This is a genomic window from Uliginosibacterium sp. TH139, from assembly GCF_002855595.1.
Classification (GTDB): domain Bacteria; phylum Pseudomonadota; class Gammaproteobacteria; order Burkholderiales; family Rhodocyclaceae; genus Uliginosibacterium; species Uliginosibacterium aquaticum.
Genome location: NZ_PKRR01000004.1, coordinates 541,311 through 558,687, shown reverse-complemented (window position 1 = coordinate 558,687; position 17,377 = coordinate 541,311). Strand labels below are relative to the sequence as shown.

Annotated in this window: 13 protein-coding genes; 6 read left to right on the top strand and 7 right to left on the bottom strand. The window is 61.3% G+C overall.

What is annotated here, in order from left to right; translation table 11 throughout:
- Nucleotides 1-148: 148 nt before the first annotated feature.
- The 3 genes from typA (at nucleotide 149) to pabB (ending at nucleotide 5,226) form a co-directional block, all read left to right on the top strand.
- Nucleotides 149-1,966, top strand: coding sequence for a translational GTPase TypA (gene typA / locus C0V76_RS12395; protein ID WP_101942706.1), 1,818 nt, complete (start codon nucleotides 149-151; stop codon nucleotides 1,964-1,966).
- 133 nt (nucleotides 1,967-2,099) lie between these two features.
- A complete protein-coding gene (locus tag C0V76_RS12390; RefSeq protein ID WP_101942705.1) occupies nucleotides 2,100-3,434 on the top strand; it encodes a transglycosylase SLT domain-containing protein in 1,335 nt (444 codons plus the stop codon).
- A gap of 1 nt (nucleotide 3,435) precedes the next feature.
- On the top strand, nucleotides 3,436-5,226 hold the full coding sequence (gene pabB, locus C0V76_RS12385) for an aminodeoxychorismate synthase component I (RefSeq protein WP_101942704.1): 1,791 nt from the start codon (nucleotides 3,436-3,438) through the stop codon (nucleotides 5,224-5,226).
- 38 nt (nucleotides 5,227-5,264) lie between these two features.
- On the opposite strand, the gene C0V76_RS12380 is transcribed toward pabB, so the two are convergent.
- The 3 genes from C0V76_RS12380 to C0V76_RS12370 form a co-directional block, all read right to left on the bottom strand.
- Entirely contained in the window at nucleotides 5,265-7,529 is a 2,265-nt protein-coding gene (locus C0V76_RS12380) for an EAL domain-containing protein (protein ID WP_143707421.1), read from the bottom strand.
- Between the two features lie 148 nt (nucleotides 7,530-7,677).
- Entirely contained in the window at nucleotides 7,678-11,364 is a 3,687-nt protein-coding gene (locus tag C0V76_RS12375) for a DUF748 domain-containing protein (protein ID WP_158239238.1), read from the bottom strand.
- A gap of 80 nt (nucleotides 11,365-11,444) precedes the next feature.
- Nucleotides 11,445-12,161: an ABC transporter ATP-binding protein gene (locus C0V76_RS12370; RefSeq protein ID WP_101942803.1), complete on the bottom strand. Its 717-nt coding sequence runs from the start codon at nucleotides 12,159-12,161 to the stop codon at nucleotides 11,445-11,447.
- Here C0V76_RS12370 and C0V76_RS12365 point away from each other — a divergent pair.
- A complete protein-coding gene (locus tag C0V76_RS12365) occupies nucleotides 12,148-12,753 on the top strand; it encodes an arylesterase (RefSeq protein ID WP_101942701.1) in 606 nt (201 codons plus the stop codon). The two genes, C0V76_RS12370 and C0V76_RS12365, sit on opposite strands and share 14 nt — an antisense overlap.
- Before the next feature lie 6 nt (nucleotides 12,754-12,759).
- Here C0V76_RS12365 and C0V76_RS12360 read toward each other — a convergent pair whose 3' ends face one another.
- Nucleotides 12,760-13,314 carry a DUF4124 domain-containing protein gene (locus tag C0V76_RS12360; protein ID WP_101942700.1) on the bottom strand — a complete coding sequence of 185 codons (555 nt, stop codon included), beginning with the start codon at nucleotides 13,312-13,314 and terminating at the stop codon, nucleotides 12,760-12,762.
- A gap of 135 nt (nucleotides 13,315-13,449) precedes the next feature.
- Nucleotides 13,450-14,151, bottom strand: a complete 702-nt coding sequence (locus tag C0V76_RS12355) for an AIR synthase-related protein (RefSeq protein ID WP_371460175.1) — start codon at nucleotides 14,149-14,151, stop codon at nucleotides 13,450-13,452.
- Nucleotides 14,152-14,261: 110 nt separating this feature from the next.
- Between C0V76_RS12355 and C0V76_RS12350 the strand changes: the two genes are divergently transcribed.
- Together C0V76_RS12350 and C0V76_RS12345 are read left to right on the top strand one after the other, a co-directional pair.
- Nucleotides 14,262-14,594, top strand: coding sequence for a hypothetical protein (locus C0V76_RS12350; RefSeq protein WP_101942699.1), 333 nt, complete (start codon nucleotides 14,262-14,264; stop codon nucleotides 14,592-14,594).
- Nucleotides 14,595-14,696: 102 nt separating this feature from the next.
- Nucleotides 14,697-15,182, top strand: coding sequence for a hypothetical protein (locus C0V76_RS12345; protein WP_101942698.1), 486 nt, complete (start codon nucleotides 14,697-14,699; stop codon nucleotides 15,180-15,182).
- Here the strand turns inward: C0V76_RS12345 and C0V76_RS12340 are convergent, their stop codons facing one another.
- Together C0V76_RS12340 and cysS are read right to left on the bottom strand one after the other, a co-directional pair.
- Nucleotides 15,183-15,839: a ParA family protein gene (locus tag C0V76_RS12340; protein WP_101942697.1), complete on the bottom strand. Its 657-nt coding sequence runs from the start codon at nucleotides 15,837-15,839 to the stop codon at nucleotides 15,183-15,185.
- Nucleotides 15,840-15,985: 146 nt separating this feature from the next.
- Nucleotides 15,986-17,362 carry a cysteine--tRNA ligase gene (gene cysS, locus C0V76_RS12335; RefSeq protein WP_101942696.1) on the bottom strand — a complete coding sequence of 459 codons (1,377 nt, stop codon included), beginning with the start codon at nucleotides 17,360-17,362 and terminating at the stop codon, nucleotides 15,986-15,988.
- Nucleotides 17,363-17,377: the final 15 nt, after the last annotated feature.

Sequence of the window (17,377 nt, the reverse complement as noted above, 5' to 3'; positions counted from 1 at the left end):
CATGGCGGCCGCGGCGGCTCACGGGGCTGAAGGCATGGCTGACAAACTGTCACGGTTTGTCCACTTCAGCATGATAGAATAGAGGGCTTTGCGATCAAGCCCTCAGGGTTGACGCGTCTAACCACTTCCCCCGCAGACCGAAAATATCATGAGCCGTGCCATCCGCAACATCGCCATCATTGCCCACGTCGACCACGGCAAAACCACTTTGGTCGACCAACTTCTCCGCCAGTCCGGCACTTTTGCCGCCCACCAGGCCGTGACCGAACGCGTGATGGACAGCAACGATCTTGAAAAAGAGCGCGGCATCACGATTCTGGCCAAGAACTGCGCAATCAAGTACGGCGAGACCCATATCAACATCGTCGACACCCCGGGGCACGCTGACTTCGGCGGCGAAGTCGAGCGCGTGCTGTCGATGGTTGATTCCGTGCTGCTGCTGGTGGATGCCGTTGAAGGCCCGATGCCGCAAACCCGTTTCGTGACCCGCAAGGCACTGGCCATGGGGCTGAAGCCGATTGTTGTGGTCAACAAGATCGACCGTCCGGGCGCACGCCCGAACTGGGTCATCGACCAGACCTTCGATCTTTTCGACAAGCTCGGCGCCACCGAAGAACAGCTGGATTTCCCGATCGTCTACGCCTCGGCACTGAATGGCTTTGCCATGCTCGACGCCGATCAGCCTGGCACCGACATGAAGCCGCTGTTCGAAGCCATTCTCAAGCACGTGCCGCAGCCGGAAGTGGATTCGGACGGCCCTCTGCAACTGCAGATCTGCTCGCTCGACTACTCCACCTATATCGGTCAACTCGGCATCGGCCGCATCAAGCGCGGTCGCATCCGCCCGAACCAGGAAGTGGTCGTGATGTACGGTGACGAGAACAAGGGCAAGGCCAAGATCGGCCAAATCCTGACCTTTGAAGGCCTTGAGCGCAAATCCTCAGAGCTGGCCGAAGCCGGCGACATCGTGCTGGTGTCCGGCATCAATCAAGTAGGCATCGGCGTGACCATCTGTGACCCGGACCAACTCGACGGCATGAAGCCCATCGCAGTGGATGAGCCGACCCTGACCATGAACTTCATCGTGAACAGCTCCCCGCTGGCCGGCCGTGAAGGCAAGTTCGTGACCAGCCGCCAGATCCGCGAGCGCCTGGAAAAAGAACTCCTTAAGAACGTTGCCCTGCGTGTGGTCTATACGGACGACGCTGATGTGTTCGAAGTTTCCGGTCGTGGCGAACTGCACCTGACCATCCTGCTCGAATCCATGCGCCGCGAAGGTTTCGAGCTGGCCGTGGGCCGCCCGCGCGTAGTGTTCAAGGAAATCGACGGCGTGAAGTGCGAGCCCTACGAAATGCTCACCGTGGATGTGGAAGAGGACAATCAGGGCGGCGTGATGGAAGAGCTCGGCCGCCGCCGTGGCGAACTGCAAGACATGGCGCCGGACGGCAAGGGCCGCGTGCGCCTCGAATACCGCATTCCGGCGCGTGGCCTGATCGGCTTCCAGGGTGAATTCATGACCCTGACCCGCGGCACGGGTCTGGCCAGCCATGTGTTCGACGACTACGCCCCGGTGGCTGGCAACATGAGCGAGCGCCGCAACGGCGTGCTGATCTCGCAGGACGACGGCGCTGCTGTGGCTTACTCCCTGTGGAAGCTGCAAGATCGCGGTCGCATGTTCGTAAGCCACAACGACCCGGTGTACGAAGGCATGATCATCGGCATCCACTCGCGTGATAACGACCTCGTGGTCAACCCGATCAAGGGCAAGCAACTCACCAACGTGCGCGCCTCGGGTACCGATGAAGCCGTGCGTCTGGTACCACCGATTGCACTGACGCTCGAATCCGCCATCGAGTTCATCGCCGATGACGAGTTGGTCGAAATCACCCCAAAGTCGATCCGCCTGCGCAAGCGCTACCTGAAGGAACACGAACGCAAGCGTGCCTTCCGCAGCGACGAAGCCTGAGCACCGCACAGCGTCACCAGAGGCCATCCTGCGGGATGGCCTTTTTCGTTTCGGCGGCGCATAAAAAACATCAAAGCCGCTTTCGTGCTGCAGCCATTACAATCCCGCCACCCTAGCCCAAGGAGCGCCCGCCTTGATTTCGCGCCTGCTGACTGCCAGCCTCAGCCTGCTCTGCCTTTGCGGCAGCCCCTTCCTGCACGCCGCCGAGCCTGAAACGGTCAGCCTTCAGTTTGCCAACGCTCTGACTGCCCCGGCGCCCGCGGCGGGCACAACAGCAAACAGTGAAGGCGCCAGCACGCCGGTCACGACCGAACTGCCGCAGCGCACCCCAATCAATACCGGTGCCCATGCCAAAGCCAGTTCCGACCTCTGGGACCGCATCCGCAAGGGCTTCGGCATTCCAAATCTGGTCGACAACCCGAATGTGGATCGCCACATCGCCGCTTTCCAGGCCCGCCCGCAAGCCATCACCAATCTGATGGAGCGTGGCAGCAAGTATCTCTATCACATCGTCAGCGAACTCGAAGCGCGTGGCATGCCGACCGAGCTGGCCTTGCTGCCACTGGTGGAGTCGGCCTACAACCCGATGGCCTTCTCGCCAGCCAAGGCCGCCGGCTTGTGGCAGTTCATTCCCTCGACGGGGCGTGACTTCCGTCTGCAGCAGAACTGGTGGGTGGATGAGCGTCGCGACGTGCTGGCCTCCACCGCCGCCGCACTGACCTACCTGCAGGCTGTATACGAACTTCAGGGCGACTGGCACCTCGCGCTGGCTTCCTACAACTGGGGTGAAAACGCGGTGCTGCGCGCCGTGAATTCCAACCGCAATGCCGGCCGGCCGACCGACTACAACAGCCTGCGCATGCCCAAGGAAACGGCCCAATACGTGCCCAAGCTGCAAGCCGTGAAAATGATCGTAGCCAACCCGGAGCGCTATGGCCTGCGCCTCCCCCCCATCCCGGACGAACCCTATTTCGTGACGGTGGAGCGTGATCAAGGCATGGATGTGGCGCTCGCGGCGAAATTCGCCGAAATGCCGCTGAACGAATTTCTGGCCCTGAACCCTGCGTATAACCGCCCGATCATTCCCGGCAACCATGATGCAGACCTGATCCTGCCAGTCGACAACGCACGGAAGTTCAGCGAGAACTTCGCCGCCCACGGTGGCCCGCTGCTGAGCTGGAAGACCTATTCACTGCCACGCGGGGCGCGCGTCGAGCAGGTCGCCCAAAGCCTCAAGCTGAGCCCGGACGCTCTGCGCAGTGCCAATGGCCTGCCCCCACGCGCCAAACTGGCAGCCGGCTATACCTTGCTCGTGCCGCACGCCACCGACATCACAGCGCCGATCGAAACGGCAGAAACCAGCAAGCCTGGCGTGCAGAACAAGAGCTCCAGCCGTGCTCCATCGCCAGCCCTGAACAAGGCTGCGGCACGCGCACCGGCCAAGAAAACACCGACCCGGCGCGGCTGACATGCAACAGCTGGGGGCCAGCGCCTTCGCGCTGTTTGAGGACAATCTCGCCCAAGCGCCGCGCGCCTGTCTGCTTGAAGGACTTGAACAGCGCCTGCTTGCCCACCACTCCAGCGAACTGGCGGAATTTTTCGAGCGTCTGGAGGCTGCCCAGGCAAGCGGCCGCTGGATTGCCCTCGCGGCCCGCTATGAGCTTGGTAGCGCCTTCGAACCCCACCTGCTCCACTGCCACAGCACCCAGCCTCTGCTACAGGCCTGGGTGTTCGCCCACCGAAGTGAGCTCAGCGGCGATGCGCTCGCCCACTGGTGGCAGATGCAGGCTGCCGCACTCAGCCCGCAAGCGAGTGAGGCCGGCTTGCTGCACCTTGAAGCCGATTGGGACGAAGCGCGCCATGCCACTGCCTGCCAGCGCATCCTTGATTACATCCACGCCGGCGATTGCTATCAGGTCAACCTGACTTTTCCCCTCCGGGGCCAGATTTATGGCCATCCGCTGGCGCTCGCCGCTCGGCTGCGCGAGGCCCAACCCGTAGCTCATGGCGTGCTGATCCACGACGGCGAAGACTGGATCATTTCGCGCTCACCGGAACTCTTCGTCGAGCGTCACGCAAGTACCCTCACCTGCCGCCCGATGAAGGGTACGGCCACACGCAGCGACGATCCGCTGGCGGATGCCGCAGCCGCCAGCCGCCTCGTGCACTCGGACAAGGATCGCGCAGAGAACCTGATGATCGTGGATCTGATCCGCAACGACCTTGGCCGTCTTGCCCCCGCCGGAGGGGTGCGCGTCGAACAGATGTTCTCGCTGGAAACCTATCCCAGCGTGCATCAGCTCACCTCCACGGTCAGCGCAGAGCCCGTCAGCGCTCCCCTGGAAACCATCTTCCACGCCTTGTTTCCCTGCGGTTCGATCACCGGTGCGCCAAAGATACGTGCCATGCAGATCATCAACGAGCTTGAAGACGGACCGCGCGGCATTTACTGCGGTGCGCTGGGCTGGCTCGCTCCGGAGGGCGAGTTCAGCCTAAATGTGCCGATCCGTACCCTGTTGGTGGATTCCGAGGGCGCTTGCCGTCTGGATGTGGGCAGTGGGGTCGTGGCCGATTCAGAGCCGGCCGCCGAGTATCGCGAATGCCTCACTAAAAGCCGCTTCCTCACCCAGCTTGCCCCCCCCCTGCAACTCATTGAAACCCTGCGCTGGACGCCCTCAGAGGGCTATCCATTCTTGAACGGCCACCTCGAACGCCTGCAGGCCTCGGCCCGCACACTGGCCTTCAGTTGCCCCCTGACAGAGATCCGCGCAGCACTGCAAGCACTGGCCAACATCCTGCCTGGCTGCGCACAACGCGTGCGTCTGCTGTTGTCACGCAACGGACAGTTCAACCTGCAAAACGCCGGACTGGACGAGACTCCAGCCACAGCCCGCTTCGCGCTAGCAGACTGGGCACTCGATCCGCAAGACCCACGCCTGTCGCACAAGACCACCGCACGCCGGTTCTACGACAGCGCCTTGCAGAGCGCATTGCAGCGCGGCCTCTTCGACCTCGTGTTCTGCAACACGCGCGGCGAATTGTGCGAAGGCACGCGTAGCAACCTGTTTCTCGAGATTGATGGGGAAATGCTCACCCCCGCCAGCCACTGCGGCCTGCTGCCAGGCGTACTGCGTACCAGCCTGCTGGCCAGCGGCAAGGCCCGTGAAGCCGTACTGCAACGCGAGGACCTGGCACGCGCCAACCGTATCTGGCTGGGCAACGCCTTGCGTGGCCTGATCGAGGTCACGCAGGCAACTTGAGTGACATCTGCGCCGCAGATCGCGGCGCAGGAGAAGCCTCAGAGCACGTCGAAATTGCTGCGTCGCTCGCGCAACCAGGCATCCATCTGCTCGGCGGCCATCGGCCGAGCGAAATGAAAACCCTGCAGCAGGCTACACCCCAGAGTCTCCAGCATGGAGGCCTGGGCTGCGCTCTCCACCCCTTCCCCCATCAGCACCAGCTTACGCTTGCACGCCAGCTCAGCGATTGCAGCAGGGAGCGCTGTCGCCTCAGGTGTTTCGCCGAAGTTGGCCAACAGGTTCCGATCAAGCTTGATCCGATCGACCGGAAAAGTACCGAGCTGGCTCAGGGACGCCCGGCCACAACCAAAGTTATCGAGTGCCAAGCGTACGCCCAGCTCGCGCAAGCCGCGCAACTGATGCTGCAACAGCCGAGGCTCCTCGAAAGCGAGGCTTTCATCAAGATCCAGCACTAGCCGATCTGCTTCCACATCACTGTATTCAAGCTGGGCCCGCAAGCGCTGCACGAAGCGCTCGTCGCGCAGTTGCACCGAGGAGATATTCAGGGTGAGCTCGAGACCACGCCAGCCCTGGCGCCGCCAGATACCGAAACGCTCCAGCGCCTGACCCAGCACCCACTGGCCCAGCTCATGAACCATGCCGGTACGCTCCGCGAGCGGGATGAAACGGGCGGGCGGCACCAGCTCTCCAAAATCGTTGCGCCAGCGCAGCAACACCTCAAGCCCCTGCAACTCGCCGCTGCCAGCCTGCACAATGGGCTGCCAGCACAGGCTCAGACCACGCTTGAAATCAATGGCGGCGCGCAGACTGTGCAACATCGCCACCCGGGTCTGTACGTCGTCCGACATCATTGCCGAGAAAACGCTGAAAGCGCTCCCCCCGGCTTGCCGGGCCTGATTCAGCGCCAGACTGGCGTTGCGCATGAGCTCCACCGCATTGCCCTTGCACTCCGCAAGGCGCACTAGTCCGATACGCAACTGCACCGTGAGCGCGTGGCCATGAACAAAGAAAGCCTGCTCGAAAGCCTTGTTGATAAGCGCCGGATCGAGCGCATTTTCCGGACCGAAAATACCGAAAGTGTCACCGGACACCCGCGCCAGCGTGACGCCCGGGCCCAGTGCGCTGCGCAGGCGCTTGGCTACAGCTACCAGCAAGGTGTCACCACAGCGATAGCCCAACGCATCATTGATTTCGGAAAACCGCACCACGTCCGCCAGAGCCAGGCAACGCGAACCACCCTGACGCACCAGCAGATCCTGATCGACTTCATTGATGAAGCACGTGCGGTTGGGAAGATGAGTCAGCGGATCATAGAAAGCGAAGAAATCGAGGCGCTCGATCAGATCTACGTTCTCGAACCCCACACCGAGACTGGCCGCGAACATTTCCACCAGTCGCTGCTGCAAACTACGCAGGGGATGTGGATGGTCCACCACCACCACCGCGTCACGCCCGCCATTGCCGAGCCAGAGCAAAAAACGCCCGGCTTCGAAAACACAGGTATGCGCTGCCAGGCAACGCCGGATACCGCGCTGCATCTCCACATCCACGCTGCGCTCGATCGCGCAGCCGGCCAGGTTGGCGTAGCGCCCACGGCCACACACCACGTGCAACCCAGCCTCACCCGGGGTAGCCGAGCTGTGCTCCATGGCGACCAGCGCATCGGCAGCCTCCCCCAGGATCTCTTCGACGCGCTCAAGCAGTACCCGCGAGAATTCGACTGAGCTGCGCAGGCGGAAAACCGTATTGGCCGCACGCGAGACGGCATCCATGCCGCGATTGGCCGCACGCACAGTTTCGATCTGCTCGTAAGCGCGCACGGCAGCAGTCAGCGTCGTGATCAGTCGGGTTTGCGACAGCTCGGACTTGGTACGGTAGTCATTGATGTCGTAGCGCCGTATCACTTCCAGTTCCGGTGCATAGCCAGGCTGGCCAGTACGCAGCACGATGCGCACAGAATGCATGCCGAGCTCGTTGCGGATGGTATCGACCAAGCGCAAACCAGCATCCGGCGTTTCCATCACCACATCCAGCATCGCCACTGCCACGCCTGGATGTTCACGCAGCATCGCTTCGGCCTCACGCGCGCTGTAAGCATGCAGCAATTCGAGCGGGCGCTCGTCAATGTGAAACCCGCGCAGTGCGAAAGCGGTGGCGCGGTGCACCTCGTCATCGTCGTCAGTAATCAGGATTTTCCAGGGCGCAGGCCCCTCTTTCACCGGATGAGCCAGCGCTTCGTCGACGAACTCCAGCATGTCGCCCGCCTGCGCTATCGCATCCCCCTGCTCGAGGGTCGAACTCACCGTACGTCCTCCCGGAATGCTGCGTCTGATACCGTGGCTTCCCTGTCCACTGCCCCCATGCCCCGCTCCTGCCTATCCGTAACCATCTCTTTCAGGTATCGGCAGGGAAAGCGAAAACTTGCGGTCTGGAGGCGGCTTTTTTTCTGCTTCAGCGCAACATGAATTCGACGCGGGCTTGCAGAGGCTTACCCTCTTCCGCTTCCCGGTTGGCTACGAGAAAAACCCGCGCCGGATCCACGCCATTTTTCTCGAGCAGATACGCCCGCACAGTCTGTGCCCGCGTTCTGGCCAAAGTCTGCAGGTCGGCCTGGGTAATCGCGAAGCTGGCCAGCAGGATGCGTTCCATCTCGGCAGGCGGCTGATCCTTCAGAATGCCCAGCGCGTTACGCGGCCGAGCATCGACTTTCTCGCTTTCATACACACGCTTGAGCAGTGCCGGATATTCCGCAGCCTCGATCTGCAAGGCATCCACCTGATCAACACTGTCGCCGCGCCGAACCAGTTGCTCAGCTTTAAGGGCGCGCACCCGGGCCTCAAGGCGGGCACGCTTGAGGCCCGTCGTGTCGGATGCCGGATCGGCACTACCGGCGATCTCCAGTTTCAGCACCGGCCGGCTCGTCAGACCCTTGGCCAGCCCCCCCAACTTGTCGAGTGCCGCCTTGTTTAGCGTCGCCGAACCTGGCTCGAAATCCACCCATGCCAGAGCCTCCGCTTCTTCGCCGAAGATCGAGCCCAATAAGGCGAAGGGCGCTGTCACTGCCTTCCCGATCAGATTGGTAATGACCCTGATGATCACGCCTCCGACCGAAAATTCCGGGTCGTCAAGCGAGCCACTGATGGGTAAATTGATATCGATCATGCCGTTGCGGTCCTTCAGCAGGGAGACCGCAAACAGCACAGGCAACTTCGTCGCGTCCGGGCTCTCAACCTTGTCGCCAAAGGTCAGCTGATCCAGCTTGACACTGTTTTTCGCAGTGAGCCGGCGATCGCGGATCTGATACTGCACATCCATCGACAACTTGCCCTTATCGATTCCATAGCCCACGTAGCGGCCGGCATAGGTCGACGCAGAGGTGAGATCCACGTCGCGTACCTGAGCCTGAATATCGAGGAAGCCATCCTGGCGGAAAGGGTTGAGGCTGCCATTCACCTTCACCGGCGCCGCGCCATCCAGGCTGGCGCCGAGATCGAGCAGCGCCACCGAGCTTTCATCCGAGGATAGCCCTCCCAGACTGCCGTTCAGAGCAAGCAGATTGGCATCGTAATTGGGCTTCACGAAACGATCGCTGAAACGCACCTGACCCTTCTCCAGCACAATGCGCTCTACCCTGACCTTAGGCAGTGGTTTGTTCACAGCACTTGCCGCCGCCGACTGTGCAGCTTGCGGCGCAGCGGCCATCTGAGCAGCTTCGTGGGCTGTGATCTCGCGCAGGTTCAAACGCCCCTGCGCATCCAGAATCAGGCGGGTATAGAAGTCACTCAGACGAATTTCGCGACTGCTGAAGCCCAGCGGCTCGGTCTGCACGCTCATGTCCTGCAGCGCGAGGCGCCTCCAGCGCAGGAAGTCCTCTTCATTCACCCGGTCCAGCATGTTGAAATCATCTACCGCCAGCGCGCCGGCAAAACGGATATCCGGCTGGCTTTTGGCGAGATCGAAATCAAGTTTTCCTTTCGCAGTCAACGTACCTCGGGTGAGCAGCACGCGGAATTGATCTTCAAGATAAGCTTGGGCAGGCAGTAACTCCACCGCACTCAGGTCGAGATTTACGCGCCCGCGCAGCGGCTCGGTAGAGAACGCAGCGTCCGCATTCATGCGCCCGTTGCGATTGATGCGCGCGCTCAGGCTTGCCTTGGCTTGGGCATTGCGCCGAGAACTCCAGTCCTGCAGACTCAGCCCCAGTTCGCGCACATCCACGACAACCGGCACACTGCTGCTGCGATCTTCGATGCGCACGCCGCCCTCATTGATCTCGGCCCTACCCACACTGAATTGCCAGGGCAGCTCGGGTTCGGCCGCCGGAGCGGCCTCCAGCACTGCTTCAGCCGCACGCTCCAGGCGATCCTTGAGCACCTTGCGGGCCTTTGAATCAGCATTCGAATGGCTCTGGAACATGTCTGCCAGGTTCAGCACGCCGTCAGCATCACGCAGCAGCATGGCTTGCAGGCCACGATTGCTGAAACGGCCGATATGGAGTTCGCGAAGTTCAAGATCCATGCGCATTTCCTCCGCACGAGTCTGTGGTACCTTCAGCAGAATGCTGCGCTGACCGGCCTTGTCCGGCTTTGCAGCCGCATCTGCAAGGCTGAAATCCCGCAGATCCAGCGCCATCTTGTCGAGCCTGACTGCAGGACCAGCCTTGCCGGGTACCACGCTGAACTCGCCCGCCAGCGCCGTTTCGCCCTTGAATAAGGCGCGCGGCAAGGCGGCCTGATAGTAGGGGCGCAAGGGTTCAAGCTGCATGCCGGCAAACGCAAAATGGCCGCTGTAGGTTTCGGCTAGTACGTTCAGTTGGGCCTGCAGATCGATGCGCAAGCTCTTTTCGCTGGCCGCCTGCAAGGTAAAACTGGCGGGTTTGCTAGTGCCAAGATCGAATTGGCTCAGTTGCACCTCAAAAGGATCGAGCTTGAGTGCAAAACCGCCGGGCACGGCTTCGTCGCGCCAATTGAGGCGCCCATGGCTCACGCTCAATTTGTCGATCAGCACGCGCGGCGCGGCCACTTTCACTTCTGTTTTCGCGGCGGGGCTTGGTTGTACCTTGCGCGCAGGCGCGACAAATTCCGTGGCCAGGCGCTCTAGACGGAAGCGACGGTCCTTCTCGCGCAACAATTCGATCTGCGGCGCTTCGACATTCAACGCACGCACATGCAGCAAAGGCTGGCTGGCAATCGGCTCCACGCGCTCAAGCTCCACCTGCAGGCTCTGCACTGCGAGCAGATCGGCGCCGGAGTGTTCCTTGATCTTCAAGTCCTTGAGACCGAAACGACCACTCACCGCCAACGCAGCAGGTTTGTCGCCCAAAGCATCCTCCCAGTGCAACCGCAGGGCGGAGCCGAAATGAGCCTGCTCTATGCGCACCGGCAGCTTCACCGGCACATAAGCGAGGTAGGCGGTGAGATCCAGATCTTCGATGTCCACATCCAGCGTAGCCACGCGACGATCGGCAAAAGGCTTGAGCTCACCAAGCAACTCAAAGGAGCTTTCTTCGAGGTCGAAGGCCAGTCTCGGCTTGACGAAGTTTTCGACGCGGGCCGGCAAGTTGGAAAGAAAAGGCAAGCCCAGGGCCAGCGCGCGGACATGGTGTTGCTTGCCGAGCGGGCGATCGTCGAACTCGATCTCCCCCCCTTCAAGCTCGATGTTGTTGAGCGAAAAGCGCGCAGCGTCTGGGGCGGGCTCGGCAGAGGGCTTAGCAAAGCGCTCAAGGATGTCACTGAAGTTGAAGCGTTGCGCCTCGATCCGCACCAGTTTCAGCCGCGGCTGCTCCACGCGCAAGGCATCAAGCACCAGGGCACGATGCCAGAGCGACGCGGTGGAAACGTTCGCCTGGACGGCAGCGAGGGCCACAAAATCACTCTGCCCATCCGCCTCAGCGATTCGCAACCCTTCCAGGCGCGCCGACAAACGCAGCGGATTGAAGCTCACCCGCTCCACGCTGAGCTTGCGCCCGAGCGCTGCGCTGCCTTGAGTCTCCACGGCCCAGCGCAGCAAGGGCGGCGTACCCAGCCAAGCCAGCACCAGCAAGCCCAACACACTGGCGGCAGCAATTTTCACGCTACGGCGTGCTGCCAGCTGACGCAGGCGGGGAAGCAAGGCAAGAAGTTTTTCGCGGGTAATCATGGATCGAACCAGGCACAAGCACAAACAGGCCCGCATTCTCCCACGCCCGGCTGACGGCGGCATGACAGCCACCCTAGCGGTCAATCCGCCAGCAAGGCCTCCGCCTCGATCATGCAGCCGCTGCGCAGGCGGATGCTGCGACCACAGGCATGGGCCAGTCCATCATCATGCGTCACCAGCAAGAGCGTAGTACCGGACTCCCTATTGAGCTCGAAAAGCAGATCAATGATGTGCCGGCCGGTGGTGCCGTCCAGATTTCCTGTCGGTTCGTCAGCCAGCAGTAAGGCCGGCTGCATGGCAAAAGCACGCGCCAGCGCCACCCGTTGTTGCTCACCACCGGAAAGATGCTTCGGATAATGCCCGGCCCGTGCAGCGAGCCCGACCCGGTCCAGCCATTGCCGCGCAAGCTCCCTCGCACCGCTGCGCCCAGCCAGCTCCAACGGCATCATGACGTTCTCCAGTGCCGTCAGCGCCGGCAAGAGCTGAAAGGACTGGAACACGAAACCGATCATGCGCCCGCGCAAGGCTGCTCGCCCGTCCTCATCGAGGGCATAGAGACTCTGCCCGCCAAGCTTTACATCCCCCGAACTGGGAACATCGAGGCCGGCCAGCAGTCCGAGCAAGGTGGATTTCCCCGACCCCGAAGCGCCAACGATGGCCAGCGTCTCTCCGGCCTCGACCGAAAATTCGATCTGCTGCAAGATGTCCAGCTTGCCGCCATCGGCCAAGGCAACCGTCTTGGCAAGCCCTTTCACTTCCAGCACTGGCCCGGAGCCCTTAGGCATGTCTCGTTTCATCATCATCCTGTTTGCAATCTGCTCGATTCAAAATGCCCTGGCGGCAAACATCCTGGTATGGGGCGACAGCCTCTCAGCCGGCTACGGCATTGCCCAGGAACAAGCCTGGCCGCAACTGCTGAGCCGCAAGCTGGCCACCGAAGGCTACCGCCACACGGTAATCAACGCCAGTCTCAGCGGCGAGACCAGTGCTGGCGGACTGAGCCGCCTGCCTGCAGCCCTGACCCGCGACAAGCCGTCCATCATCATCATCGAACTGGGAGCCAACGATGGCCTGCGTGGCCTGCCGGTGCCGGCCATGCGCAAGAACCTTGATGCCATGATCCGCAGCGCTCAGGCCAGCGGCGCCCGGGTGATGCTGATCGGCATGCGCATGCCGCCCAACTTCGGCCCGGTCTACACCCAAAAGTTCCAGCAGACCTACAGTGAGCTCGCGCAGCAGTACAAGACGGCCCTTCTGCCCTTCATGATGGAAGGCTTCGCCGAGCGCAGCGAGCTATTCCAGGGCGACAACCTTCACCCCACCGCAGAGGCCCAGCCTCTGATCCTCGCCAACGTGTGGTCAGCGCTCAAACCGCTGCTGCGCAAGTAGCCGTACTCACAAGCCGTCAGCCTTGGTGCTATTGGATTTTTTTGCGGGCTCCTTAGCCATTTTTGCCGTTTTTGAAGACGAACTGGACTGTGCCGGAGGTTTGGGTGTCGGACGAATCGGCGGCTGACTCCAGCCGGGTACCGGTACATACACCGTTGAACTGCCGCCCTGGCCGTAGAGCTGGGCATCAACATTGTCTTCACAATCCACCCCGCGATTGCGCTTGCAGGCTTCGATCATCCGCAGACGAGCCGCCTCGACATCCGACACCGGTGCGGCGCTGCTGGCGCTCTCCTGCTCTGGCTTGGTGGTAATCCCCCCCGCCGCCGGCCCCACCGCTTTCGACGCGGCCTTGGCAGCTTCCGGTGACGGCGCTGCAGGCGGCGGCGTGAAAGCCGGCATCACCGTAACGCCGCCAGACACCTTGCTAGCCTTGACATCCTTGGGCGGCGTATCGCCGTACTGGATTTTGCCGTCAGCATCCAACCATTTATAAACCTCGGCCTGTGCCCCGAAGGCGAACAGACCGAGCAGGCACAGCACAATCGTCGTTTTCTTCATGCATTAACTCCCGGCCCTGGCGCCTTCTAGGGACGCTCACGATTAAAAGAATTCGAAACAGGCAATCATCTCACCAACAACTCCGGTGCGCCGTTGATCAAGTGTCCAATAACGCTCGCCACTTCAAATCCGTTGTCATGGAATACCCGCAAGGCCGCCTCGGCGACGGACGGAGCGCAACTCACCAACAAACCGCCGCGGGTCTGCGGATCCGTCAGCAAAGATCTGCTGCCAGTCCGGACAGACTACCGGCAAGCGCACATCCTGACCATAGACCTTCCAGTTGCGCGGACTGGCTCCGGTACGCAGCCCCTCACAGGCAAAGACTTCAGCCGAAGCAATCCGTGGGATACGGGCAAACTCGATCGTTGCAGCCAACGGCGAACCGCGACAGATTTCGAGCAGGTGGCCGGCTAGGCCAAAGTCGGTCACATTGGTAATCGCATGTACGCCATCGAGGGCTACCAGCAAGGGGCCAACCCGATTGAGCTGGGTTGTGTGGCGGACCATCTCGGCATAGCCTGGTGCGTCCAGCCGCTCCTTCTTAAGTGCGGCAGAGAGCCCCCCACTCCGAGCGGTTAGCCCGGGATGAGTACTCCCCCGCTTGAGCGTCGGCATTGCAGCGCACTTTGTCGGGTTCCACCCGCCCCAGCGCAACCAGGCCATAGAACGGCCCCAGCACATCAATCGAACGCCAGCCTGCGATCGGAAGCCCACTTCGCGGCAGATGCTGGCATCGCCCTCGAGCACCTTGCCAATCACTTTGGGCGGCAACTTATCCAGCGGCATGTCGACAATAGCCAGGGCCATGATCGGTGTACCGCTCAAGATGCTCAAGTGCTGATCTGGAAGGCCTGGCGGCACACAAGGGCTCTGTGCTCGGTGGCCGGCCAAGCCAGCCCCAACCCGCTCAGAAATGGTTCTAAAACCTGATTGAGCAGACCTTGATGTGCTTCGATCTGGTCCGCCCAGTTTTTGTCGAAGCGGAGAGCCGCAAGATCTTCACCCTGTTCGTACCTGCAATTCTCATCGAGCGGATACGTGCAGCCCTTTGCATCGAAATCGAAACTAGCCGCGAGGCGCGTGTCGAATATCTGCTGCGTGACTATGCCTGGCTCGGCAAGCAGTCTGCCGAACTGGCTCAGAAACTGGGCTTTCTCAAGGGGCTGCAAGCCAACGAAACACTCAGCCACTGGCAAGACTGGGTACTGGCACGAGCACTGTCTGTGCTCTACGCCGATACACTACTATCCGCTCTACACACGCTCACAGAATCGTAATTTCACCCGTTTCCCGCAAACACAGCGCTGCAAGACAAACGACCTTTCCACGGCCGGCATCGAACAGCTCGCAGCCAGCATCCTCAAGCACTCGGAACACTCATGAGCAAACCCAGCCGTCGCCCGCAACGCCAGAACCGCCCGAAACACAACCTGCAGACTTATTCCAATCGCCAACCAGCCCGCACCCTGGCGGTAATGGTTGGCATCCCATTGCTGATCTGCCTGCTCGCAGCCATCAGCCGCAAGGAATATGGTTTCAGCCTATGGATCATCAGTTCGATTTTTCTTATCGCCTTCATGCTGTTTTCGTCGTTGACGATCCGTGTGTCGAACGATGAGCTGCACTGGCACTTTGGTCCCGGTCTGATCCGCAAAGCGGTTCCCATAGCCGACGTAGCCCGTGCGGAAATCGTCCGTACCCGGTTATGGGACGGCGTCGGTATCCACTACACGAAGCGTGGCTGGCTCTACAACGTATCCGGACGGGATGCAGTGGCCATCACGCTGAAGGACGGCAAGCAGTTCATGCTAGGCAGTAATGACCCGATCGGGCTGTGGGAAGCGATCGAGCAGCGGCTCAGCTGATCAATCCAGTGTTGGCGGCAAGCAGTTCACGCCCAGCCACGCCGCGATCGCCTGCCACTGCTCGAGATCGCGCGCGACCCGCGCGGGCGCGATGTCAAACAAACTCATGCCGTGGGCAGCCAGCTGCACATAGTTCTGCGTATCGCGCAGGCAGGCCACCAATGGCAGGCCACTGCCTTCCACGAAACGCAGGAATTCGGCGGCGGCGCGGGAGCGCTCATTCACGCGCATGCCAATCAATGCTACCTGCACACCGCGTGCCGCCTTGAGCTCGGCGAGCTCATCGAAGAATGAACGCGTAGCGAGAATATCGAACATCGAAGGCTGCACCGGTACCAGCACGCGTGTAGCCAGCTTCAGGCACTCCTTGAGTTTGTCGCCATGAAACGCCGCTGGAGTATCGAGCACCACATGTGTTGTCCCTGCGGGCGGGCGCGCGGCGCGATCCGGCTTCAAGTCCCATGGCCGGATCACCGGCAACACGGCAGGACGCCGTGCGAGCCATAGACGCGAGGACTGCTGGCGATCAACATCCCCCAGCATCACTGTCGCAGGCCCCGTCGCACCACCACGCCAGGCCAACAAGCCAGCCAGATTCGTGGCCAGCGTGCTTTTACCGGCCCCACCCTTGGGATTGGCGACGAGATAGACCTGCATGACTAATCTCCAGATTTCAATCGCAGTCGATCCGCGCCTGAATGGAAATCGTAACGCGCGGGGACAAGGCCGAAAGAAGGAGCGCCAGCCTACGGGGGTAGGCCGAGCACTACAGTTTCGGGCTTGCCCCGCGCAGCAGATTTACATCAAGCGCGGCGCCAGGTGGTACCGCCGGCACCGTCCTCAAGCACGATGCCACGTGCCTTGATTTCATCACGGATGCGATCGGCTTCAGCAAAACTCTTCGCTTTCTTCGCTTCATTGCGCGCCGCAATCAGGGCATCGATCTCGGCGGCCTCGTCTCCCGCCGCCTCACCCTGCACGAAAGCCGCCGGATCCGCCTGCAAGAACCCCAGCGTGCCGCCCAGCGCGCACAACAGCGCGGAGAGTTTCGCGTCGCGCGTGCGGTTGATCTCGTTGCGCAACTCGAAGAGCACCGCAAAAGCCATCGGCGTATTGAAGTCATCGCACATCGCGTCGAAGAAACGTTTGGCGTAGGGCTCAGTCCAGTCAAGCTCAAACTCAGCTGGCGGAACGTCGCGCAAGGCGGTGTACAACGAGACCAGTGCCCCACGCGCATCCTGCAGGATGTCCCAGGTGTAGTTGATCTCGGAGCGGTAATGGCCGCGCAGCAAGAAAAACCGTACAGCCTCGCCGCCCTGTACTGGATCGAGCTTGTCGAGTACGGCACGCGTCGTAAACACGTTCCCCAGCGACTTGGACATCTTCTCGTTGTCCATGTTGAGGAAAGCCGCATGCATCCAGTAATTCACAAAAGGCTTGCCGGAAGCCCCCTCGCTCTGGGCGATCTCGTTCTCGTGGTGCGGGAACTGCAAGTCCCAACCACCGCCATGGATATCCAGGGTTTCACCGAGCTCGGCCCGGCTCATCGCCGAGCATTCGATATGCCAGCCCGGCCTGCCTTCGCCGTAATGCGAACACCAATGCGGCTCCTGTGGCTTGGCCGCCTTCCACAACACGAAGTCGAGCGGATCTCGCTTGTGACCATCCACCGCCACACGCTCGCCTGCACGCAAATCGTCAATCGACTTGCCGGAAAGCTTGCCGTACCCCGGGAACTCGCGCACGGCGTAGTAAACATCGCCATTACTGGCTGGGTAGGCCTTTCCATTGGTCACCAAATCGCCGATCAGCCCCAGCATGTTGTCAATGTGCTGGGTGGCACGCGGTTCGGCCAAGGGACGCAGCATCAACAGGCGGTCGCAGTCTTCATGCATGGCCGTCACCATGCGGGAGGTCAAGGCCTCGATCGGCTCGCCATTCTTGTTCGCGCGATCAATGATCTTGTCGTCCACATCGGTGATGTTGCGCACATATTTCACCTCGTAGCCGGCGGCCGTCAGCCAGCGATAGACCATGTCAAACACGGTCAGGGTGCGAGCGTTACCGATGTGAAAATAGTCGTAAACCGTGAGGCCGCACACATACATGCGCACCTTGCCGGGTTCAATGGGCGTAAAGGCCTGCTTCTCGCGGGCGAGCGAATTGTGGATCCTGAGCATGATTCGACGAAGACA

Bases quoted from the DNA above. Each gene is read 5' to 3' on its own strand.
- typA (WP_101942706.1), top strand. From the start codon at position 149: ATGAGCCGTGCCATCCGCAACATCGCCATCATTGCCCACGTCGACCAC.
- pabB (WP_101942704.1), top strand. From the start codon at position 3,436: ATGCAACAGCTGGGGGCCAGCGCCTTCGCGCTGTTTGAGGACAATCTC.
- C0V76_RS12375 (WP_158239238.1), bottom strand. From the start codon at position 11,364: ATGATTACCCGCGAAAAACTTCTTGCCTTGCTTCCCCGCCTGCGTCAG.
- C0V76_RS12365 (WP_101942701.1), top strand. From the start codon at position 12,148: ATGTCTCGTTTCATCATCATCCTGTTTGCAATCTGCTCGATTCAAAAT.
- C0V76_RS12370 (WP_101942803.1), bottom strand. From the start codon at position 12,161: ATGAAACGAGACATGCCTAAGGGCTCCGGGCCAGTGCTGGAAGTGAAA.
- C0V76_RS12360 (WP_101942700.1), bottom strand. From the start codon at position 13,314: ATGAAGAAAACGACGATTGTGCTGTGCCTGCTCGGTCTGTTCGCCTTC.
- C0V76_RS12350 (WP_101942699.1), top strand. From the start codon at position 14,262: ATGTGCTTCGATCTGGTCCGCCCAGTTTTTGTCGAAGCGGAGAGCCGC.
- C0V76_RS12345 (WP_101942698.1), top strand. From the start codon at position 14,697: ATGAGCAAACCCAGCCGTCGCCCGCAACGCCAGAACCGCCCGAAACAC.
- C0V76_RS12340 (WP_101942697.1), bottom strand. From the start codon at position 15,839: ATGCAGGTCTATCTCGTCGCCAATCCCAAGGGTGGGGCCGGTAAAAGC.
- cysS (WP_101942696.1), bottom strand. From the start codon at position 17,362: ATGCTCAGGATCCACAATTCGCTCGCCCGCGAGAAGCAGGCCTTTACG.